The sequence below is a fragment of the Bartonella sp. PS17NMGDW genome (assembly GCF_042193555.1).
In the GTDB taxonomy this organism is placed as follows: Bacteria; Pseudomonadota; Alphaproteobacteria; order Rhizobiales; family Rhizobiaceae; genus Bartonella; species Bartonella grahamii.
Genome location: NZ_JBHILY010000008.1, coordinates 59,790 through 82,119, shown reverse-complemented (window position 1 = coordinate 82,119; position 22,330 = coordinate 59,790). Strand labels below are relative to the sequence as shown.

The window sequence follows — 22,330 nt, the reverse complement described above, 5'->3', positions numbered from 1 at the left end:
TATCAGTCAATTTGATTGATCATCTCAAATTGTGATTTTGAGCAGAAAAGAAAAAGAGGCTTTAAATGATCTTTGAAAGGTCTTTGAAGATCCTTTGAGAACCACTTTAAAACTCTTTGAAAAAAAATAAATTGGTACAAAACCTAGTGGCAAAATATACAAAACCCGCTGGCAAGCTACAGTTATAGCACCATAAAAGTGCTGTGGCGGAGGGGGTGGGATTCGAACCCACGGTACAGTCTCCTGCACGCCGGTTTTCAAGACCGGTGCCTTAAACCGCTCGGCCACCCCTCCAAACTGGATATGCTTTTTGACAAATTTCTTGTAAAAGGTCAATCATTTTAATGGGCATTTTAAAGCGTTCTTTGTAAAACTATTTAAATTTCAATTAAAATAATTCTTCATAAGTCAATTCTTTGAGTGTGTTATCTAACGGTTTCATTTTTAAACATGATCGTTTTTTCTGTTTAAAAATTTTTCACAAAGCAATATTTTTTTAAGTTTTAACGACCGATATTCGTAATAATAAGAAAGGTTCAGTTGAAAATATTTGATAAATTATATTAAATTCTTTGCGGGCGTGTATTTTTGAATTATTTTATCTTTCCAGATATTTATTCTATTCAGATATCTAGTGCGTCTAAAGGGTATCTTGGAGGGAATGGCTGGTTTGCACTATTTGGAAAAGTTTTATGTAAGATTTGCATCGACAGTTTAAAATCTCTTCCAGATATGACTGGAAATTAGGTGTATTTATAATACTTTTTTTTGTGGGATAAGCAAAAAGTTAGTTGGAACGGAAGAAAATATTATTGAACAATACGCTTAGATCAATAGATAGCTTGTTAAGGTATTGCATAGTTTTTCAAGAATAGAACTTAAAAACGCTAAATTATGCAGAGGCAGAAAGCATAAACTTTAATAGACAAGGTTTTTAAAGCCGATTCATTCATAAGTATGTTTAGAACAAAAATTTATTTACAAAATAAAATGGTGGGCGATGAGAGACTCGAACTCCCGACATCCTCGGTGTAAACGAGGCGCTCTACCAGCTGAGCTAATCGCCCAATGCAATGACCAGCAATTGAATGGAGACTCTTTAAGGAAAAATTTTTCTAAACGCAAGGATAAAGATGGTATTTGATAATTTTTTTTAAAAATGCATAATCCTTCTTGACATAAACGCATGAACCCCTTACACGACCGCTTGTACCAAATTAAATTGGTTCGAAAAAAAATGCGCGGGTGTAGCTCAGTTGGTTAGAGTGCTGGCCTGTCACGCCGGAGGTCGCGGGTTCGAGCCCCGTCACTCGCGCCATTTCATGATTCCTTATGAAATTTTCTTTTTAAAATGTCCATATGCTATGAGTGAGGTGGTGGAGTATTCGATTGGGGGATAAATGTGTTTTTTCTTCCTTTTTATATGGTTTATAAGAATAGGGCTTGCGTCTTTCTTTGCTCTGCGTTACCTATGCCGATAAGAAAAGTATCGCTCTGTATGCCTTTGAAGCAGTATGAATAGAGTTAATAGAGCGATTGTTAAATTTGTCTGTTTGGTTTCGCAATATTGAATCATTGTGTTAAACTCAGGTGTTTCGTTACGATGGAAGAGGGTTATGGCTTATTTATTGAGCTCTTATTTGCCAGTCTTGATTTTCATTATTGTGTCAGCGGTTATTGCTGGAGTTTTGTTGATTACACCTTACATTGTAGCATATCGTTCCCCCGATCCTGAAAAGTTATCGGCTTATGAATGTGGGTTTAATTCATTTAGTGATGCACGCATGAAGTTTGATATTCGTTTCTATTTGGTATCAATTTTATTTATTATTTTTGATCTTGAAGTTGCTTTTCTTTTTCCTTGGGCTGTTTCATTCGAATCGATAGGTATGTTTGGCTTTTGGTCGATGATTGTGTTTTTAGCGATTTTGACTATTGGATTTATATATGAATGGAAAAAAGGAGCCCTGGAATGGAATTAAGATCTAATAATTCAACGATTGCAGCTCCAAAACCAAAAGGAATCATTGATCCAAATACTGGTGGGCTGATAGGATCTGATGATAAGTTTTTTCGTGATATTAATGCTGAATTATCAGATAAGGGTTTTTTAGTTACCTCGGCAGATGCTTTGATTACTTGGGCTCGCACCGGTTCTTTAATGTGGATGAGTTTTGGTTTGGCTTGTTGTGCTATCGAAATGATGCAATGCTCAATGCCTCATTATGATAATGAGCGTTTTGGCTATGCACCACGAGCTTCACCCCGTCAGTCAGATGTAATGGTGGTGGCAGGTACTCTAACAAATAAGATGGCTCCTGCTTTAAGAAAAGTGTACGATCAGATGCCAGAGCCGCGTTATGTGATTTCTATGGGATCATGTGCAAACGGTGGGGGATATTATCATTATTCCTATTCAGTGGTGCGTGGATGTGATCGTATCGTGCCTGTCGATATATATGTTCCAGGGTGTCCACCTACAGCAGAGGCATTATTATACGGCATATTGTTGCTACAGAAAAAAATCCGTCGTACCGGATCTATAGAGCGATAGAGAGTTTTCTTGTCATGATGGATGAAACTTTGGTTGAACTTGCTGCTTATTTGGAAAACAAGTTAAAAAATAAGCTTGAAGAGACTGTTATTGCTTTTGGTGAATTGACCATTGTGGCACGTCTTGATGCAATTATCGATGTCTTAATGTTTGTTCGTGATGATTCGCGCTGTCAATTTATTAATCTCACAGACATTAGTGGTGTGGATTATCCTTCTCGCGATAAGCGCTTTGATGTTTCTTACCAATTGTTATCTCCTCGTGAGAATTTACGCTTACGTGTAAAAGTTCGTACGGATGAAAATACTCCTGTTGCTTCAGCTTGTACGGTTTATCCTGGCGCAGAGTGGTATGAACGTGAAACGTATGATATGTATGGGATTTTATTTTCAGGACATCCGGATTTGAGACGAATTTTAACAGATTATGGGTTTGAAGGATATCCTTTACGCAAAGACTTTCCTGTGACAGGATTTGTTGAATGTCGTTATGATAATGAAGCAAAGAGGGTGATTTATGAACCTGTTGTTTTGCGCCAAGAGATGCGTAATTTTGATTTTCTTTCTCCTTGGGAAGGGGGCCAGTATACTTTGCCATGTGATGGAAAAGCGGATGAAAAAAAATAATATTGGTTTTGATAAGGCATTATATTAGAGTACTGTGTTTCTTAAATAATTAAATATTTTTTAGTATGATAGATTTTTTTGATATTTGATATGAAGTTTTTTAAAAGGCAAGGGGTTGATTGTGGCTGAGGTCAATGTTCGAAACTTTAATATCAATTTTGGTCCGCAGCATCCTGCCGCGCATGGGGTTTTGCGCATGGTTTTGGAGTTGGACGGCGAAGTTGTTGAGCGTGTGGATCCACATATTGGGCTATTGCATCGCGGTACCGAAAAATTAATGGAAACAAAAACTTATCTTCAAGCGGCTCCTTATCTAGATCGTTTGGATTATGTTGCTCCTATGAATCAGGAACATGCTTTTGTTCTTGCTGTTGAAAAGTTATTGGATATTAAAGTTCCTAAAAGAGGGCAATTAATACGTGTTTTGTTTTCTGAAATTGGGCGTATTCTTAATCATTTGCTTAATGTAACGACACAGGCAATGGATGTTGGTGCTTTAACGCCACCGCTTTGGGGATTTGAACAGCGTGAAAGATTGATGATTTTTTATGAGCGTGCCTGTGGCGCTCGTCTTCATGCAAATTATTTTCGTCCCGGTGGCGTGCATCAAGATTTACCAGAATCTTTAGTTGAAGATATTGGTGATTTTATTGATCCATTTCTTGTTTCTCTCGGAAAACTTGATGCGCTTGTGACCCCGAATCGGATTTTTAAGCAGCGTAATGTGGATATTGGCGTTGTAAGTATTGATGAAGCTTGGGCACGTGGTTTTTCTGGGGTTATGATTCGTGGAGCTGGTGTTCCATGGGATTTACGTAAAAGTCAGCCTTATGAATGTTACGATGAAATGGAATTTGATATTCCTGTAGGTAAGAATAGCGATTGTTATGATCGCTATCTTATTCGTATGGAAGAAATGCGTCAATCAGCAAAAATTATGCGCCAATGTGTGGAGCGTTTGCTGAGTACTGAAAAAAATGGACCGGTTTCGAGCTTGGATCGCAAAGTTGTACCACCGAAACGGAGTGAAATGAAAAGTTCGATGGAAGCACTAATTCATCATTTCAAGCTTTATACGGAAGGTTTTCATACGCCTCCTGGAGAAGTATATGTTGCTGTGGAAGCTCCGAAGGGTGAGTTTGGTGTTTATCTTGTTTCTGATGGAACCAATAAGCCTTATCGTGTCAAGTTGCGTGCTCCTGGGTTTGCGCATCTCCAAGCTATGGATTTTTTAACCAGAGGTCATATGCTGGCGGATGCTACAGCTATTTTGGGTTCGATTGATATTGTTTTTGGGGAGGTTGATCGCTAATGTCCGTACGCCGTCTTGCAGATGAAGTTTATCAGCCCGCTGAGTTTTCTTTTACAAAAGAAAATCAGATATGGGTAAAAAATACTATAGAGAAATATCCTGTAGGGCGTGAGCAGTCTGCTGTAATTCCGTTATTAATGCGTGCTCAAGAGCAAGATGGTTGGGTGACACGTGCCGCGATTGAGCATATTGCTCAGATTCTTTCTATGGCTTATATTCGTGTTCTGGAAGTTGCAACTTTTTACACTCAGTTTCAGCTTAAGCCTGTTGGAACAAAAGCGCATATTCAAGTTTGTGGTACAACCCCTTGTATGTTACGTGGATCTGGTGAATTGATTAAAGTTTGTCAGAAAAAAATTCATCATGAACCTTTTGTTACCAATCAGGATGGAACCTTATCATGGGAAGAGGTAGAATGTCTTGGTGCTTGTGTGAATGCTCCGATGGTTATGATTTTTAAAGATACTTATGAAGATCTTACAGCTGAGCGTCTTGAAGAAATTATTGATGCATTTGAAGCTGGGAAAGGTTCTGAGATAACGGTTGGTCCGCAAAGTAGCCGTAAGTCGTCGGAACCGATTAGTGGTTTAACTTCTCTTATTGATGATGAGAAGGAAAAAAAGATCTCTTAAGTCTTCACCCAAAAAGGATAAGGAAAGAGTGGGAACATAATTAAGTATTTTTCTTGAGAAAATATTTTATTATTCTACCCATGATGGCAACATTTAATGAAAAGTAAGAAGTTTTGAAAAGATATTTAAAAATTGCATTTGAGGAAAAGCGGAAAATGCTATGGGTAATAGAAAAAAAGGTGGGGTATGCTAGCTGATAAAGATCGTATCTTCACCAATATTTATGGTTTAAAAGACAAATCATTAAAGGCTGCGATGTTGCGTGGGCATTGGAATGGTCTGAAAGAGATGATTGACAAAGGTCGTGATTGGATCATTGATGAGGTGAAGGCATCGGGTTTACGCGGTCGTGGTGGTGCTGGTTTTCCTACCGGAATGAAGTGGTCCTTTATGCCAAAGCAGAATGATGGGCGTCCTCATTATTTGGTTGTCAATGCCGATGAATCTGAACCTGGAACTTGTAAAGACCGTGATATTTTACGTCATGACCCCCATACTTTGATTGAAGGATGTGCAATTGCTACTTTTGCTATGGGAGCCAATGTTGCTTTTATTTATATTCGTGGTGAATATATCCGTGAACGTGAAGCGCTTCAAGCTGCCGTTGATGAATGCTATGATGCAGGTTTACTTGGCAAAAAAACGAAATATGGGCATGCTTGTGATATTGTTATTCATCATGGAGCTGGTGCTTATATTTGTGGTGAAGAAACAGCTCTTCTTGAAAGTCTTGAGGGGAAAAAGGGACAACCTCGGCTTAAACCACCATTTCCTGCCAATATGGGGATTTATGGCTGTCCAACAACAGTAAATAATGTAGAGTCCATTGCTGTAGTTCCAACGATTTTGCGGCGGGGTGCTTCGTGGTTTTCATCAATCGGACGAGCAAATAATGTTGGAACGAAATTATTTATGGTTTCAGGGCATGTTAATGCACCTTGTACATTTGAAGACGCTCTTGGTGTTTCATTCCGTGAATTAATTGAAAAACATACGGGTGGTGTTCGTGGTGGATGGAATAATCTTTTAGCAGTTATTCCAGGGGGAGCTTCTTGTCCAGTTGTCCGTGGTGAGGATATGATCGATGCAATCATGGATTTTGATGGGATGCGAGATGTTGGGTCTTCTTTTGGCACGGGGGGAATGATTGTTATGGATAAATCAACCGATATTATCAAGGCAATTTGGCGTATAGCTGCTTTTTTCAAGCACGAGAGTTGTGGTCAGTGTACACCGTGTCGTGAGGGGACGGGGTGGATGATGCGTCTTTTAGGGCGTATGGTTGAGGGAAGAGCGCAAAAACGCGAGATTGATCTTTTGTTTGAAGTGTCGAAACAGGTTGAAGGACACACTATTTGTGCGCTTGGTGATGCTGCCGCATGGCCTGTACAGGGGTTGATACGTAATTTTCGTCCGGAAATCGAGCGTAGAATTGATGAATACACGCGAAATGTAGTCCAAAGCAAAAATATTGCTTTAGAAGCTGTAGGATAGAAGATTTTTTAAAGAGCAGCCGAATGCAAATTTTAAGTGGGTTATCCGCAGGTTGGATGGGTGATGATAAATATCAAAATTGATGGCAAAGAGATTGAAGTTCCTGATTACTACACGTTGCTTCAGGCTGCTGAGGCGGCTGGGGCAGAAATTCCACGTTTTTGTTTTCATGAATCTTTGTCAATTGCTGGAAATTGTCGTATGTGTTTGGTTGAGGTTAAGGGTGGTCCTCCGAAACCTCAGGCTTCTTGTGCTATGGGGGTTCGTGATTTACGATTGGGGCCTAACGGTGAAGCACCTGAGATTTTTACCAATACGGCGATGGTAAAAAAAGCACGTGAAGGTGTTATGGAATTTCTTCTCATTAATCATCCTTTGGATTGTCCTGTGTGTGATCAAGGGGGAGAATGCGATCTTCAAGATCAAGCAATGCTTTATGGGCGTGATTGTTCTCGTTATAGTGAAAATAAGCGTGCTGTAGAAGATAAATATATTGGGCCACTTGTGAAGACAGTTATGACACGGTGTATCCATTGCACACGCTGTGTTCGATTTACAACAGAAGTCGCAGGTATTTCTGAGCTTGGTTTGATCGGTCGCGGCGAAGATGCTGAAATTACGACATATCTTGAAAAAGCTATGACATCTGAATTACAGGGAAACGTTATTGATCTTTGTCCGGTGGGAGCTTTAACTTCAAAACCTTATGCGTTTCATGCTCGTCCGTGGGAATTGGTAAAAACGGAATCAATTGATGTGATGGATGCGCTTGGTAGTGCGATCCGTATTGATAGCCGTGGCCGTGAGGTTATGCGGATTATGCCGCGTACGAATGAAGATGTAAATGAGGAATGGATCTCTGATAAAACGCGTTTTATTTGGGATGGATTGCGCACTCAGCGGCTTGATAGGCCATATGTACGCAAAGATGGAAAGCTTCAGCCTGTCAGTTGGACAGAAGCTTTTGCAAAAATTAAAATGGTGGTTTCTAAAACCTTGCCAGAAAAAATTGGAGCGATTGCTGGAGATCTTGCGTCTGTTGAGGAAATGTATGCCCTTAAAGCATTATTGAGTTCTTTGGGCTCAACGCTTTTTGATTGTCGCCAAAGAGGGGGGGCTTTATCGCCTGAGTTTGGGCGTTCGAGTTATATTTTTAATCCTACAATTGCAGGTATTGAACAGGCTGATGCACTGCTTATTGTGGGATCTAATCCACGTCATGAAGCGGCTGTTTTAAATGCGCGTATTTTAAAGCGCCAACGGATGGGAAATTTTCCTATTGCATTAATTGGAGAGAAAGTCGATTTACGTTATCCTTATTCTTATCTTGGATCTGGGAGTGATACATTAACGACACTTATTCGTGGAGAGGATGTTTTTTTAAATGTCTTAAAAGAAGCGAAGAGGCCCCTTATTCTTATCGGAGAGGGAGCTGTTTCAGGAAATGAAGGTTTATCTGTTTTAAAAAGTCTTGCTAAATTAGCTGACAATATTGGTGCTCTTAGTGAAGAATGGAATGGGTTTGGGATTCTTCATAATGCAGCATCGATTGTTGGAGGATTGGACATAGGCTTTACTTCTAAGCTTGGGGTTGCAAATATTCTTAAAACCTGTGAAGTTTTATTTTTACTTGGTGCTGATGAAGTAGAATTAGCCAATACAAAAGCTTTTACAGTTTATATTGGTAGCCATGGTGATAATGGTGCACATGCTGCTGATGTTATTTTGCCTGCATCTGCTTACACTGAAAAATCAGGGCTTTATGTGAATACAGAAGGACGTGTCCAAATGACAAATCGGGCTGGTTTTGCTCCAGGTGAAGCAAAAGAAGATTGGGCTATTTTGCGTGCTTTATCGGATATTTTAGGACAAAGGCTCCCTTTTGATTCTCTTTCTCAATTAAGACAATGCTTGTTTAATGATTATCCACACCTTTGTGCTGTTGATGATATAGTACCTTCTGATATAAGTGGTCTTAAGGCGCTTGGTTCAAAAATGGTTTCTCTAGAGAGTCACACCTTTACTTCTATGGTTAAAGACTTTTATTTAACAAATCCGATAGCACGTGCTTCTGCTGTTATGGCTGAATGTTCATCTCTTGCAAAAAATCGTGCTACGCAAACTATAAAGTAAGGCAAAGGAAAAGGAATAATGATGTATGATTTCTTTATGACTTGGCTGTTGCCATTACTGATTATAGTTGGAAAAACACTTCTTCTTTTGGTCGTTCTTTTGATCTTAGTTGCTTATCTTCTTTACGCAGATAGAAAGATTTGGGCAGCGGTGCAATTGCGTCGTGGACCAAATGTTGTTGGTCCATGGGGTTTGTTACAGTCTTTTGCAGATTTAATTAAATTTGTTGTTAAGGAGCCTATTATCCCTGCAGGTGCAAATAAGGGTGTTTTTCTTTTGGCTCCTTTTGTTTCAGCGACACTTGCTTTATCAACTTGGGCTGTTATTCCTGTCAATGAGGGCTGGGAGGTTGCGAAGATTAATGTTGGCTTGCTTTATATCTTAGCCATTTCATCTCTTGAGGTTTATGGTGTCATTATGGGGGGATGGGCATCGAATTCAAAATATCCTTTCTTAGGAGCCCTTCGTTCGGCGGCACAAATGGTTTCTTATGAAGTTTCCATTGGTTTTGTGCTTGTGACTGTCATTTTAATAAGTGGTTCGTTGGATCTCACAACAATTGTTCATAAACAAAGTTCTGGAATTGGTACAACTCTTGGTCTTCCTTTTAACAGCTTTCTCGATTGGAATTGGTTGGTCCTTTTTCCAATGTTTATTATATTTTTTATTTCTGCGCTTGCAGAGACAAACCGTCCTCCATTCGATTTGGTGGAAGCAGAATCTGAACTTGTAGCTGGTCATATGGTAGAATATTCTTCAACGCCTTACATGCTTTTCTTTCTTGGTGAATATGTTGCGATTGTTTTAATGTGCGCATTAACAACTATTCTATTTTTAGGCGGTTGGCTGCCACCTTTAGATGTTTGGTGGCTTAATTGGGTTCCTGGTATCATTTGGTTTATTTTAAAAGTCTGTTTTGTATTTTTTTGGTTTGCTATGGTTAAAGCATTTGTTCCACGTTATCGCTATGATCAGCTCATGCGGCTTGGTTGGAAGGTTTTTCTTCCTCTCTCACTAGCAATGGTTGTGATAACTGCTGCTTTTTTAAAGTTTACGGATTTCGTTTAAGAGGAGATTTTACGATGTCAGGTTTTATTCAGGCGGCAAAGTCACTTCTTCTATTGGAATTTGTGAGTGCTTTTTTCTTAGCCATGCGTCAATTTTTTTCACCAAAGCCCACGATTAATTATCCTTATGAAAAAGGCTTTGTATCTCAGCGTTTTCGCGGTGAGCATGCATTGCGTCGCTATCCAAATGGTGAAGAAAGGTGTATTGCTTGTAAATTATGTGAAGCAATTTGTCCTGCTCAAGCGATTACAATTGAAGCTGGACCACGGCGCAATGATGGTACGCGTAGAACTGTTCGTTATGATATCGATATGGTTAAATGTATCTACTGCGGTTTTTGTCAAGAGGCTTGTCCGGTTGAAGCTATTGTCGAAGGTCCAAATTTTGAGTTTGCGACGGAAACACGTGAAGAACTTTATTATGATAAAGAAAAGCTTTTATTAAATGGAGATCGCTGGGAGCGAGAAATTGCTCGCAATATATTGATGGATGCGCCTTATCGCTAAGTGTATCGTTAAATGAGGTGTCGGATATTTTCCGATAAATTGTAATCTGGTATGAAGTTTATACCAATTGTTTGAATAATTAAGGAGAAGCCTATGCTAACAGATCTAGCGGCGGCATTTTTCTATTTGTTTGCTTTTATTATGCTAACAAGTGCAGTTATTGTTATTACAGCACGCAATCCAGTGCATTCTGTTTTGTTTTTAATTCTCGCATTTTTTAATGCAGCAGCTTTATTTTTGCTTGCAGGAGCAGAATTTTTAGGGCTTATTCTGCTTGTTGTGTATGTAGGAGCTGTCGCTGTTTTATTTTTGTTTGTCGTTATGATGCTTGACGTTGATTTTGCTGAGTTAAAGAGTGGAACTCTTCGGTATGCTCCTATTGGAGCTCTTATTGGTGTTATTATCGCTGTAGAATTGATTGTTGTTTTTGTGAGTAGCTATTTTTCTCCAGTTTTGAGAACACATGTTACGCAACCAATGCCAGATTTAGCGCAGCGAACAAATACACAAGCATTAGGAGATATTCTCTATACGGATTATGTTTTCTATTTTCAAATTGCTGGAATGATTTTATTGGTTGCAATGATTGGGGCTATTGTTTTAACACTTCGTCATAAATTAGGAGTAAAGCGGCAATCTATTGCGGAGCAAGTTTCTAGAACGGTAGAAAGTGCCATTGAAATCAAACAAGTTGAATCAGGTAAAGGTATGTAAGGGGGGCTATGTAGATGTATATTGATATTACACATTATCTCACTGTTTCTGCTTTGATGTTTACAATTGGTATTGCTGGAATTTTTCTCAACAGAAAAAACGTGATTATTATCTTGATGTCCATTGAGCTTATATTGCTTTCAGTTAATCTCAATTTTGTTGCGTTTTCAGCATTTCTTCATGATCTCGTTGGTCAGATATTCGCTTTATTTGTCTTAACCGTAGCAGCTGCTGAAGCTGCCATTGGTTTAGCAATTCTGGTCGTTTTTTTCCGTAATCGTGGTTCCATTGCGGTTGAAGATGTTAATGTAATGAAAGGCTAACCAGTGATGTATTATACGATTGTCTTTCTTCCGCTTTTGGGTTTTTTAATTGCTGCACTGGGTGGAAAAACGATAGGAGATCGTGCGAGTGAATTGATAACATGTAGCTTTATGGTTGTTGTTGCCATATTATCGTGGATAGCATTTTTCAGTATTGCACTTGGTCATATTCCAAAGATTGACGTATTGGTATTACATTGGATGACTGTTGCTGACTTAAGCTTTAACTGGGCTTTACATGTTGATGCATTAACAGCTGTCATGCTTATTGTTGTGAACAGTGTTTCGGCATTGGTGCATATTTATTCAATTGGTTATATGCACCATGATCCTTCAAGGTCTCGTTTTTTTTCTTATCTTTCTTTGTTTACATTTATGATGCTTATGTTGGTGACCTCCAATAATTTGATTCAGATGTTTTTTGGATGGGAAGGTGTAGGACTTGCTTCTTATTTACTCATTGGTTTTTGGTTTCAGCGCGATTCTGCTAATAAGGCTGCAATGAAAGCTTTTGTGGTCAATCGTGTTGGAGACTTTGGTTTTCTCTTAGGAATCTTTAGTATTTTTGTTTTATTCCAATCGGTTGATTTTGCCTCTATTTTTGCAAAAGCTGCAAACAATAGCTTTATACAAAATATGACATTTTTAGGTTGGCAATTTGATGGGCAGACGGCAATTACCATTACATGTCTTTTATTATTTATTGGTGCGATGGGAAAATCAGCACAATTTCTTTTACATACTTGGCTGCCTGATGCAATGGAAGGGCCAACCCCTGTATCAGCGCTTATTCATGCCGCTACAATGGTAACGGCTGGTGTTTTTATGGTTGCGCGTATGTCGCCAATTTTTGAACTTTCTTCGACTGCTTTGACCGTGATTATTATTGTTGGTGCAACAACAGCGTTTTTTGCAGCAACTGTGGGGTTGGTGCAGAATGATATTAAGCGTGTTATTGCTTATTCTACATGCTCTCAACTTGGTTATATGTTTGTGGCATTAGGTGTTGGAGCTTATGGCGCTGCTGTCTTTCATCTTTTTACGCATGCTTTTTTTAAAGCCTTATTGTTTCTTGGTGCAGGTTCTGTGATTCATGCTGTATCTGATGAACAAGATATGCGAAAAATGGGTGGGTTACGCAAACATATAAAGGTCACCTATTGGATGATGATGGTCGGGACCATTGCATTGACCGGTGTTGGGATTCCAGGAACACTTTTCGGGACTGCAGGTTTTTTCTCGAAAGATGCGATTATAGAGTCTGCTTTTGCATCCCATAATATTGCTTCAGGATATGCTTTTTATCTTCTTGTTTTTGCTGCCTTTTTAACAAGTTTCTATTCATGGCGGCTTATCTTTATGACATTCCATGGTAAACCACGGGCAACAGTTGATGTTATGCATCATGTTCATGAATCGCCTCCAGTTATGTTGATTCCACTCTTTCTTTTATCTATTGGAGCAATATTTTCTGGTGTCGTTTTCCAACCTTACTTTTTTGGTGACTTGTATAATGCTTTTTGGAAGGGAGCATTATTTACAAGCAGCCACAATCACATTCTTCATGATTCCCACCATGTTTTTAATTGGGTAAAATGGTCGCCATTTATAGCGATGGTTCTTGGGTTTATTTTAGCTTATTTATTTTATGTTTCTATTCCATCTCTTCCTAAGAAAATGGTTCGTATTATGCCAAGAGCATATAATTTTCTTTACCAAAAATGGTATTTCGATCAATTATATAACTTTTTGTTTGTTCGTCCTACCTTTAGAATTGGTTCTTTTCTTTGGAAAGTGGGAGACGGTAAAATTATTGATGGTCTAGGTCCTAATGGTATCGCAGCGCGTGTTGTTGATATTACAAATAGAATTGTTCGATTGCAAACAGGCTATCTTTACCACTATGCATTTGCAATGCTTATCGGCGTTGCATTACTCATTACATGGATGATGATCGGGGGCGTAAACTAATGACCGATTGGCCTATTCTTTCTACGGTTACATTTTTGCCACTTGTTGGTGTGCTTCTGATTTTGTTTATCAAAGATGATAGTGAAGTAGCACGCCATAATATACGTAATGTCGCATTTTTTACGACTCTATTTGTTTTTATTATTTCTTTAATTATTTGGATAGGATTTGATTCTAGCAACCCAAATTTTCAAATGGTTGAAAAGTCCAGTTGGTTAGGGGGGGGCATTAGCTATCATATGGGGGTTGATGGTATTTCTATTCTTTTTGTTGTTCTCTCGGCTTTTCTTTTGCCTTTTTGTATTTTAGCAAGTTGGGAAAATGTTAAAGAGAGATTAAAGGCTTATATGATTGCATTTCTTCTTCTAGAAGTTGCGATTATTGGCGTTTTTTGTGCTCTTGATGCAATGCTATTCTATGTTTTTTTTGAAGGCAGCCTTATTCCAATGTTTATCATTATAGGTGTATGGGGTGGAGCACGTCGTGTTTATGCAAGTATAAAGTTTTTCTTATATACTTTACTTGGTTCAGTGCTTATGCTGGTTGCTCTTATGGCTATGTATTGGGAGGCTGGGACACTTGATATACCAACTTTACTCAATTACCAGTTTCCTGCTCATATGCAAATATGGTTATGGCTTGCATTTTTTGCTTCTTTCGCAGTTAAAATGCCAATGTGGCCGGTTCATACATGGCTTCCTGATGCTCACGTGGAAGCACCGACAGCGGGTTCCGTTATTTTAGCTGGTGTCTTACTCAAATTAGGTGGGTATGGTTTTCTTCGTTTTTCTTTGCCTATGTTTCCTATCGCTTCAGCAGATTTTGCACCTTTGATTTTCACATTATCACTTATCGCTATTATTTATACGTCGTTGGTTGCACTTGTTCAAAATGACATCAAAAAGCTTATTGCTTATTCTTCAATAGCTCATATGGGGTATGTGACAATGGGCATTTTTTCTGCGAATGAACAAGGGATACAAGGGGCTATTTATCAGATGCTATCCCATGGAATTGTTTCAGCAGCGTTGTTTCTTTGTGTTGGGGTTATCTATGATCGCTTGCATACACGTGAAATTTCAGCGTTTGGTGGTTTAGTGAATAATATGCCTAAATATGCTGTTGTTTTCTTAATTTTTACTATGGCAAATGTTGGTTTGCCTGGAAGCTCAGGATTTTTGGGTGAATTTTTAACCTTAATAGGTGTTTTTCAAGTAAATAAATTGGTTGTTGTTTTAGCAACAACAGGTGTTATCTTATCGGCAGCCTATGCCCTTTATCTTTATAGGCGTGTGGTTTTTGGTTCCTTGGATAAAGAGAATTTAAAAGTATTAATAGATCTTTCTTTAAGAGAAAAATTCATCCTTTATCCAATGGTTGTTCTTACAATATTCTTTGGTATCTATCCAACGCCTATTCTTAAAGCAACGGCGTTTTCCGTAGAAACCCTCATCAATAAACTGCACTAGATAAGGGAAGAATGCACATGCAAACTGAAATAATAGCGCAATTAGTCTTAATTCTTCCGGAGCTTTTAATCGCATTAGGAGCTGTCGTGTTGCTTATGTTTGGTGTTTATTCCAATACACGTGCTTCTTTAACAGTGACAGGTTTAGCCATGGCACTTCTTGTGGCAACTATTATTATTCTTATAGTTTTTCCGAAAAATGGTTCATTTCAAACCAATGCGCTCGTTATCGATTCCTTTAGTCGTTATATGAAAATTTTAATGCTTATTGGTGCACTCTTTTCTCTTATCATGTCTGTTGGTTTTGCCAATGCACAAAAGTTTAATATATTTGAATTTCCAGTGCTTGTTCTTTTAGCAACCCTTGGAATGATGTTTATGATTTCAGCTGGTAATATGCTGTCGCTTTATATGGGGTTAGAACTGCAATCTTTAGCTTTATATGTTTTAGCAGCGATTAATCGTAATAATGTAAAATCTTCTGAAGCTGGTATAAAATACTTTGTTTTAGGAGCATTATCTTCAGGATTGCTGCTTTATGGTATTTCTTTACTTTATGGTTTTACCGGTCAAATTGGTTTTCACGAAATTGCTCTTGCTTTAAAAGGTAAAAATTTACAATTGGGGGTCATTTTTGGAATTGTTTTTATTTTAGCTGGTTTGGCTTTCAAAATTTCTGCTGTTCCATTTCATATGTGGACACCTGATGTTTATGAAGGAGCGCCAACACCGATTACGGCATTTTTTGCTGGTGCCCCTAAAGTTGCTGCAATGGCTTTAATCATCCGTATTATTGTGATGACCTTTATTCCCCTAGGGCGTGTTGATAATGTGATGCCTGCATGGCAACAAATTTTGGTCTTCATGGCGATTGCATCAATGATACTTGGTGCATTTGCTGCAATTGGTCAAAATAACATTAAGCGCTTAATGGCTTATTCGTCGATCAGTCATATGGGCTATGCACTTGTTGGTTTATCTGCTGGAGATATGCTAGGAATAAAAAGTGTTATTCTTTATATGACGATTTATCTTGGAATGACGATTGGCTCATTTGCTTTTATTCTTGGAATGCGCTCTCAGAATGGCAATGTTGAAAATATTTATGATCTTTCAGGGTTAGCAAAGACAAATCCGTTTATGGCTATTGTTATGACAATACAGCTTTTCTCGTTAGCCAGTGTACCACCTATGGCTGGTTTTTTTGGGAAGTGGTATACATTTTCTGCTGCTGTCCATGCTGGTCTGACGCCACTTGCAGTCGTTGGGATGATAGCGTCTGTCGTTGGAGCTTTTTACTATTTACGAGTCATTAAAATTATGTGGTTTGATGACGCAAAAGCGCATTTTGTTGTTTTATCGAATGAGCTTCAATTTTGTCTTGGTCTTTCTGCATTGTTTATTTTATTTTATACACTTTTTGGAGTTTGGTTTGCTGAATTAGCAGAAAAAGCAGCAGCTGCATTGTTTTAATGAATATGGTTTATATTTTATCAGATTTTGCTCAAGAACAAGGATACACTATTGAAGCGTACGATAGTGTTGACTCAACAAATCTCACTGCGCAACGAAAAGCGCAAACTGGTCATCAAGGTAATCTTTGGATTGTTGCACAAGAACAATCACAGGGAAGAGCAAGAAGAGGGAGGACTTGGTCTAGTCCCAAAGGGAACCTTTATTCTAGTCTTTTATTAATTGATGATATTGTTCATCAAACTGCAGCTCAACTTGGTTTTGTTGCTGGAATAAGTGTGGTAGAGGCAATAAAACAATTGATAAAAGATGAAAATCAGACAAACAATATTGTGAGTTTAAAATGGCCAAATGATATTTTGTTACAAGGAGCTAAAAGCTCAGGAGTTTTGCTTGAGATTTTAAAGTTGTCATCACAACAATATGCATTGGTTATTGGTATTGGAATAAATGTGAAATATAATTATGAAGATGCACCTTATCCCACTTCAAGCTTAAAGAATATCGGTTTGCATATTGAAGCAGAACAATTATTTACGGTTTTGACGGAGTGTTTTTCTAGAAATTACCTTCTTTGGAAACAACCAAAAGGATGTGAAATAATCCGAAAAAAATGGCTTTTATATTCTGCTCACCTTGGGAAACATGTCAAAGTGGTGAATGATGAAAAAGTCATTGAGGGTGTTTTTGATGGTCTTGATAGTGATTTTAACTGCATCATAAAGCAAAAAAATGGTCAGACAGCCATTATAACAGCTGGAGATATTCATTTTGGTTCGGCTGCTTCTATTAATGCAGGTTGTTATTAAAAAATTATTTTACCATCAGATACCTTAATGATTTTGGGAGATGTTTATGGTTGCAGCTAATAAGAATGAGTTTGTTTTTTTACCTCTGGGGGGGGTAGGTGAAATAGGGATGAATTTAGCTGCTTACGGATTTGGTCCCCAACATCTTCGTGAATGGCTGCTGGTTGATATGGGAATTAGTTTTGCTGGTTCTGAATTACCAGGAGTCGACCTTGTTTTTCCTGATATTCGTTTTCTAGAAAGTGAAAAACATAATATACGGGGTCTTGTTTTAACACATGCACATGAAGATCATTATGGGGCCGTTCTTGATTTATGGCCAAAGCTACAAGTTCCAATTTACTGTACGCCTTTTACAGCAGGATTATTGGAAACTAAAAAACAATTAGATTTTGAATCTCAAAAAAATTTACTCAATATTTTTCAAGCTGGTGATTGTTTTCAGGTAGGTTCCTTTACTGTAGAGGCTATAGCTGTTAACCATTCAATACCAGAATCTGTATCTTTAGCAATTACAACCTCTTTGGGGACTGTGATTCATACTGGTGATTGGAAAATTGATCATACTCCTTCACTTGGGGCTGTGACGGATGAAAAAAGATTTCGTGCGTTAGGAAAAAAAGGTGTTTTAGCATTACTTTGTGATTCTACAAATGCGTGTCGGGATGGTATATCTCCATCAGAGCAGCAGGTTCAAGCCAGTCTTTCTGAGATTATTTCCAAAGCTGAAGGGCGCGTTGCAATAGCAACTTTTTCTTCTAATATTGGTCGGATACGTTCTATTGCTCTTGCAGCTGAAGCTGCTGGACGTAAGGTGCTTGTCATTGGGCGTTCCCTTAAGCGAAGTATTATGGTTGCACAAGAGCTTGGTTATATGAATGGTTTAGCACCATTTGTAACGGAAGATGATTATGGTTACATTTCGCGAAAAGATCTTGTTTTAATTGTCACAGGGAGCCAAGGTGAGCCATGTGCTGCTTTGGCTAAACTGTCACGTGATGGAATGAGAAATATTACACTTTCTGCTGGTGATACCGTTATTTATTCATCACGAAGTATTCCAGGAAACGAAAAAGCGATTATTGAGGTACAAAATCGTTTCATTGATTTGGGTATTGAAATTATCACGAATGAAGATGCACTTGTTCATGTTTCCGGTCATCCCCGTCGTTCAGAACTTTTACAGATGTATGATTGGGTAAAGCCACAGATACTTGTTCCTGTACATGGGGAAGCAATGCATCTTAAGGCTCAGGCAACTTTAGCGCGTCAAGCGGGTATTAAAATTGTTACAGATATCAGAAATGGACATATGTTACGTTTTGCACCGGAGCCTGTAGAAGTTGTTGATCAAGTTCCTGTTGGCCGCATCTATAAGGATGGTTGCCTAATTGGAGATGAAAATGAACTAGGGATTCGTGAACGTCGCAAACTAAGTTATGCTGGTCATGTTACTATTTCTCTCCATATAAATAGTAAGCATGAATTATTAGGGGATATAGGTCTAACAACATTCGGGTTACCTGAAAGTAATGGAAAGGGAGAAAGTTTAAAAGATATTCTTTTAGATATTATAGAAAATACAGTTTATAATATCCCACGCATGAAACAGAAAAATAATGAACTTATTCGAGAGGCAACACGACGTGCTGTGAGGGCGGCTGTTCATGAAATTTGGCAAAAAAAACCTATCTGTACAGTTTTTTTACATCGGTCAAAATAAAAGAGCTTTCATATTACGTTATTTAAAAAGAGAAGAGCATTTTTATTTTATTGCTAAATAAGAAAAATAAAGAATAAAGCCTGGTAAATTTTTAAATAGTAAGATCGTTATATTTGCAAGTATTCAGAATGCGGCTATAGATGAATAGAGGGTGTGATAAATTGTTCCGATATGATAGGTGTGATTAGGAGTTAGTTATTTAATGCGTCTTACTCAATATTTCCTTTCACTTTTAAAAGAGAATCCTAAGGAAGCAGAGATTGTTTCTCATCGGCTCATGTTGCGTGCCGGTATGATTCGCCAACAAACATCAGGAATTTATTCTTGGCTTCCCTTAGGAAAAAAAGTGCTTGATAAAGTTTGTAAAATTATTCGTGAAGAGCAAGAACGTGCGGGTGCAATAGAAATATTGATGCCTACAATTCAATCTGCTGATCTTTGGCGTGAAAGCGGTCGTTATGATGATTATGGTTTGGAAATGCTTCGCATTAAAGATCGCCAAAAGCGTGATTTACTTTATGGTCCAACCAATGAAGAGATGGTAACAGATATTTTTCGCTCATATGTTCGTTCTTATAAAGATCTTCCACTTAATTTATATCATATTCAATGGAAATTTCGTGATGAAATTCGCCCACGTTTTGGTGTGATGCGGGCACGAGAATTTTTAATGAAAGATGCTTATTCTTTTGATCTTGATTATGAAGGTTCTAAAACATCTTATAATCGTATGTTTGTTGCTTATTTACGCACTTTTTCTCGTCTTGGTTTAAAAGCAATTCCTATGCGTGCAGATACAGGTCCAATAGGGGGGGAACTCAGTCATGAATTTATCATTTTGGCTGAAACGGGAGAGAGCGCTATCTTCTGTGATAAACAATTTCTTGAACTTACTGTTCCTGATAGTTCAATCGATTTTAGTGATAAAGCTGTTTTGGATGATATTGTTAAACAATGGACATCTTTTTATGCAGCGACGGAAGAAATGCATAATGAAGAGGAGTGGGCTAAAATTTCTGATCATAATCGTCTTTCAGCGCGTGGTATTGAAGTCGGGCATATTTTCCACTTTGGCACGAAATATTCTGCTCCAATGGGAGCAAAAGTTATGGGACAAGATGGAAAAGAGCATGTAGTCTCTATGGGATCTTATGGTATTGGACCTTCGCGTCTTGTTGCGGCCGCTATAGAGGCTTCTCATGATGAAAATGGTATTATTTGGCCAAAGTCGATGGCACCGTTTGATTTTGGAATTATCAATATGAAATCCGATGATGAAAAATGCACAAAGACATGTGAGTTTCTCTATCAGGGATTAAAGGAGGCTGGTTTTGATCCATTATTAGATGATAGAAATGAACGTCCTGGATCAAAATTTGCAACAATGGATTTGATTGGTTTGCCAACGCAAATCATTGTTGGTCCTAACAGCATTGCACAAAATGAAGTTGAAATTAAAGATCGAAAAACAGGTGTAAAAAAATCTCTAAAGGTTGAAGATGTACTCAGCCAACTTTCTATAAATTAATAGGAAATGTTATGAAGAGGCTGAAAGACAAATGGTTTTCATCTTATGAGTGGATGATCGCTTTTCGTTATATGATTCCCAATAAAAAACATGTCGTTGCATCTGTTATTTCAATTATTTCTCTTATTGGGATTATGTTGGGCGTATTTGCTCTGGTTGTTGTTATGGCGGTGATGAATGGCTTTCGTACAGAACTTCTCAATCGTATTCTTGGTATGAATGGGCATCTTATTGTTCAAACTGTTGATTCTGGTTTTTCTGATTATAAGACTCTTATTTCTTCTTTAGAATCTACAAATGGTGTGAAGTTTGCTTTGCCTGTTATTGAAGGTCAAGCGCTTGTTCAAGGTGAAGTTCAAGGTGGCTCTGGCGCATTAGTTCGTGGTATGCGCAAACAAGATCTAGAAAAGCTTAAAACAGTCTCTCAAAACATTAAATTAGGATCGATTTCTCGGTTTGATGAAGAAGAAGGTGTTGCAATTGGAAGTGGCTTAGCAGAAAAATTGGGACTGACAGTTGGAAGAGATATTCGTATTATTACTCCAGATGGTGATGAGACTCCTTTTGGCGTTACCCCACGTGTGAAAGCTTATAAAGTCGTTGCTATTTTTGAAGTTGGTATGTCTGAATATGATTCAATATTTATCTTTATGCCTCTCCATGAAGCACAAATATTTTTTAATTTGGGAGATAAGGTTCAGTCTTTAGAATTATTTCTAAATGATCCTGATGCTGTTGATCAAATAAAACCTATTGTAGAAAAAACAGTTGATCAACAGGTCTATTTAATTGATTGGCGTACACGCAATCAGGCTTTTTTTTCAGCCTTACAGATTGAACGAAATGTTATGTTTTTCATTCTTTCTCTGATCGTTCTTGTTGCTGCTTTAAATATTATTTCAGGGCTGATTATGCTTGTAAAAGATAAAAGTCATGATATTGCGATTTTACGCACGATGGGGGCTCAGCAGAGTGCGATTTTGCGTATATTTATCATTACAGGAATGATGATTGGTTTTATTGGAACTATATTGGGTTTAGTTTTAGGTGTTATCGCGACCGCTAATATTAATCATATCCAAGACTTTATATCTTGGTTATTTAATGTCGACGTTTTTAATCCTCAACTTTATTTTTTAACAAAATTGCCTGCACAAATTGAGTGGAAACAGACCATCTTGGTTGCTATGATGGCTTTATTTTTGTCGTTTCTTGCTGCTCTCATTCCGGCATGGCGTGCTGCTAAGCTAGATCCCGTACAAGCTTTGAGGTATGAATAATGACAGCTATTTTAGAGCTTGTAGAGATTGAAAGACACTTTTTCGAGAGTCATAAGCCGCTTATTGTTTTAGATAAAGCGAATTTTATTCTTAATCGTGGAGAGCTTGTTGCACTTGTTGCACCATCTGGTGCTGGAAAATCAACACTTCTTCATATTGCTGGATTATTAGAAAAACCAACAGCTGGTGATGTGATGTTACGGGGTATTTCTTGTGCAAAGCGCTCTGATAGTGAGCGAACAGCTATAAGACGAAATGATATTGGTTTTGTTTATCAATTTCATCATTTACTTCCAGAGTTTACGGCGTTAGAAAATGTTATGATACCGCAAATGATAGCAGGATTAAAAAAATCCATAGCAGAAGATCGTGCGCGCAAATTATTGACGTATCTGCGTGTTTCTCATCGTGCTAACCATCGTCCCTCAGAGTTATCGGGAGGAGAACAACAACGTGTTGCTATTGCACGTGCAGTAGCAAATGGCCCTTCGGTTCTTTTGGCTGATGAACCTACAGGAAATCTTGATCCCGTAACTTCAGCTTATGTTTTTCAAGCTTTATCTATCCTTGTTCGCCAGTCGGGTCTTTCTGCTCTTATTGCAACACATAATTACGCTTTGGCTAAGCAAATGCATCGTCGAATTACACTTAAAGAACAAAAGATTATAGAACTTCCTTAAAAGCAAGGTACAAATTTTATACGACTAATTGAATAG

The 22,330-nt window shown here is 38.0% G+C and carries 18 protein-coding genes, 3 tRNA genes and 1 pseudogene; 20 read left to right on the top strand and 2 right to left on the bottom strand.

The window, feature by feature from the left end; translation table 11 throughout:
- Positions 1–204: 204 nt before the first annotated feature.
- Both ACFIJK_RS06780 and ACFIJK_RS06775 read right to left on the bottom strand, forming a co-directional pair.
- A tRNA-Ser gene (locus ACFIJK_RS06780) sits at positions 205–294 on the bottom strand.
- A 697-nt stretch (positions 295–991) separates the two neighbouring features.
- Positions 992–1,067: transfer RNA gene (locus ACFIJK_RS06775), tRNA-Val, on the bottom strand.
- Positions 1,068–1,241: 174 nt separating this feature from the next.
- Here ACFIJK_RS06775 and ACFIJK_RS06770 point away from each other — a divergent pair.
- From ACFIJK_RS06770 to ACFIJK_RS06675, 20 genes and pseudogenes are all read left to right on the top strand, one after another.
- Positions 1,242–1,318 (top strand) — tRNA-Asp (locus ACFIJK_RS06770).
- Positions 1,319–1,616: 298 nt separating this feature from the next.
- Complete coding sequence (locus ACFIJK_RS06765; protein WP_005773599.1) at positions 1,617–1,982, top strand: NADH-quinone oxidoreductase subunit A; 366 nt, start codon at positions 1,617–1,619, stop codon at positions 1,980–1,982.
- Complete coding sequence (locus ACFIJK_RS06760) at positions 1,973–2,554, top strand: NADH-quinone oxidoreductase subunit B family protein (protein WP_273723174.1); 582 nt, start codon at positions 1,973–1,975, stop codon at positions 2,552–2,554. The genes ACFIJK_RS06765 and ACFIJK_RS06760 overlap by 10 nt, the downstream gene beginning before the upstream one ends.
- A 14-nt stretch (positions 2,555–2,568) precedes the next feature.
- On the top strand, positions 2,569–3,180 hold the full coding sequence (locus tag ACFIJK_RS06755) for an NADH-quinone oxidoreductase subunit C (RefSeq protein ID WP_375627309.1): 612 nt from the start codon (positions 2,569–2,571) through the stop codon (positions 3,178–3,180).
- Positions 3,181–3,301: 121 nt separating this feature from the next.
- Positions 3,302–4,492 carry an NADH-quinone oxidoreductase subunit D gene (locus ACFIJK_RS06750; protein ID WP_375625911.1) on the top strand — a complete coding sequence of 397 codons (1,191 nt, stop codon included), beginning with the start codon at positions 3,302–3,304 and terminating at the stop codon, positions 4,490–4,492.
- Positions 4,492–5,164 (top strand): annotated as a pseudogene (gene nuoE, locus ACFIJK_RS06745) (NADH-quinone oxidoreductase subunit NuoE). The gene ACFIJK_RS06750 and the pseudogene nuoE overlap by 1 nt, the downstream one beginning before the upstream one ends.
- 146 nt (positions 5,165–5,310) lie before the next feature.
- The gene (nuoF, locus tag ACFIJK_RS06740) at positions 5,311–6,618 is read left to right on the top strand and encodes an NADH-quinone oxidoreductase subunit NuoF (RefSeq protein WP_375627308.1); all 1,308 of its coding nucleotides are present in this window, start codon (positions 5,311–5,313) and stop codon (positions 6,616–6,618) included.
- A 63-nt stretch (positions 6,619–6,681) separates the two neighbouring features.
- A complete protein-coding gene (gene nuoG, locus ACFIJK_RS06735; protein ID WP_375627312.1) occupies positions 6,682–8,751 on the top strand; it encodes an NADH-quinone oxidoreductase subunit NuoG in 2,070 nt (689 codons plus the stop codon).
- Between the two features lie 21 nt (positions 8,752–8,772).
- Positions 8,773–9,819 carry an NADH-quinone oxidoreductase subunit NuoH gene (gene nuoH / locus ACFIJK_RS06730; RefSeq protein WP_375625919.1) on the top strand — a complete coding sequence of 349 codons (1,047 nt, stop codon included), beginning with the start codon at positions 8,773–8,775 and terminating at the stop codon, positions 9,817–9,819.
- A gap of 14 nt (positions 9,820–9,833) precedes the next feature.
- Entirely contained in the window at positions 9,834–10,325 is a 492-nt protein-coding gene (gene nuoI, locus ACFIJK_RS06725) for an NADH-quinone oxidoreductase subunit NuoI (RefSeq protein ID WP_273723184.1), read from the top strand.
- A 93-nt stretch (positions 10,326–10,418) separates the two neighbouring features.
- Complete coding sequence (locus ACFIJK_RS06720) at positions 10,419–11,039, top strand: NADH-quinone oxidoreductase subunit J (protein WP_273723185.1); 621 nt, start codon at positions 10,419–10,421, stop codon at positions 11,037–11,039.
- Between the two features lie 14 nt (positions 11,040–11,053).
- Complete coding sequence (gene nuoK / locus ACFIJK_RS06715; RefSeq protein ID WP_015856359.1) at positions 11,054–11,362, top strand: NADH-quinone oxidoreductase subunit NuoK; 309 nt, start codon at positions 11,054–11,056, stop codon at positions 11,360–11,362.
- 6 nt (positions 11,363–11,368) lie between these two features.
- Positions 11,369–13,333 (top strand): NADH-quinone oxidoreductase subunit L, encoded by a 1,965-nt coding sequence (gene nuoL / locus ACFIJK_RS06710; RefSeq protein WP_375627307.1) that lies wholly within the window; start codon positions 11,369–11,371, stop codon positions 13,331–13,333.
- On the top strand, positions 13,333–14,802 hold the full coding sequence (locus tag ACFIJK_RS06705; RefSeq protein ID WP_375627306.1) for an NADH-quinone oxidoreductase subunit M: 1,470 nt from the start codon (positions 13,333–13,335) through the stop codon (positions 14,800–14,802). The genes nuoL and ACFIJK_RS06705 overlap by 1 nt, the downstream gene beginning before the upstream one ends.
- A gap of 17 nt (positions 14,803–14,819) precedes the next feature.
- Complete coding sequence (gene nuoN, locus ACFIJK_RS06700; protein WP_375627305.1) at positions 14,820–16,274, top strand: NADH-quinone oxidoreductase subunit NuoN; 1,455 nt, start codon at positions 14,820–14,822, stop codon at positions 16,272–16,274.
- Positions 16,274–17,083: a biotin--[acetyl-CoA-carboxylase] ligase gene (locus ACFIJK_RS06695; RefSeq protein ID WP_375627304.1), complete on the top strand. Its 810-nt coding sequence runs from the start codon at positions 16,274–16,276 to the stop codon at positions 17,081–17,083. Before nuoN ends, ACFIJK_RS06695 begins: the two co-directional genes overlap by 1 nt.
- A gap of 46 nt (positions 17,084–17,129) precedes the next feature.
- Positions 17,130–18,806 (top strand): ribonuclease J, encoded by a 1,677-nt coding sequence (locus ACFIJK_RS06690; RefSeq protein ID WP_375627303.1) that lies wholly within the window; start codon positions 17,130–17,132, stop codon positions 18,804–18,806.
- Positions 18,807–19,008: 202 nt separating this feature from the next.
- Positions 19,009–20,334, top strand: coding sequence for a proline--tRNA ligase (gene proS / locus ACFIJK_RS06685; RefSeq protein ID WP_375627302.1), 1,326 nt, complete (start codon positions 19,009–19,011; stop codon positions 20,332–20,334).
- 11 nt (positions 20,335–20,345) lie between these two features.
- The gene (locus tag ACFIJK_RS06680; protein ID WP_375625897.1) at positions 20,346–21,614 is read left to right on the top strand and encodes a lipoprotein-releasing ABC transporter permease subunit; all 1,269 of its coding nucleotides are present in this window, start codon (positions 20,346–20,348) and stop codon (positions 21,612–21,614) included.
- A complete protein-coding gene (locus ACFIJK_RS06675; RefSeq protein WP_375627301.1) occupies positions 21,614–22,294 on the top strand; it encodes an ABC transporter ATP-binding protein in 681 nt (226 codons plus the stop codon). The genes ACFIJK_RS06680 and ACFIJK_RS06675 overlap by 1 nt, the downstream gene beginning before the upstream one ends.
- The last annotated feature ends 36 nt before the right edge of the window (positions 22,295–22,330 follow it).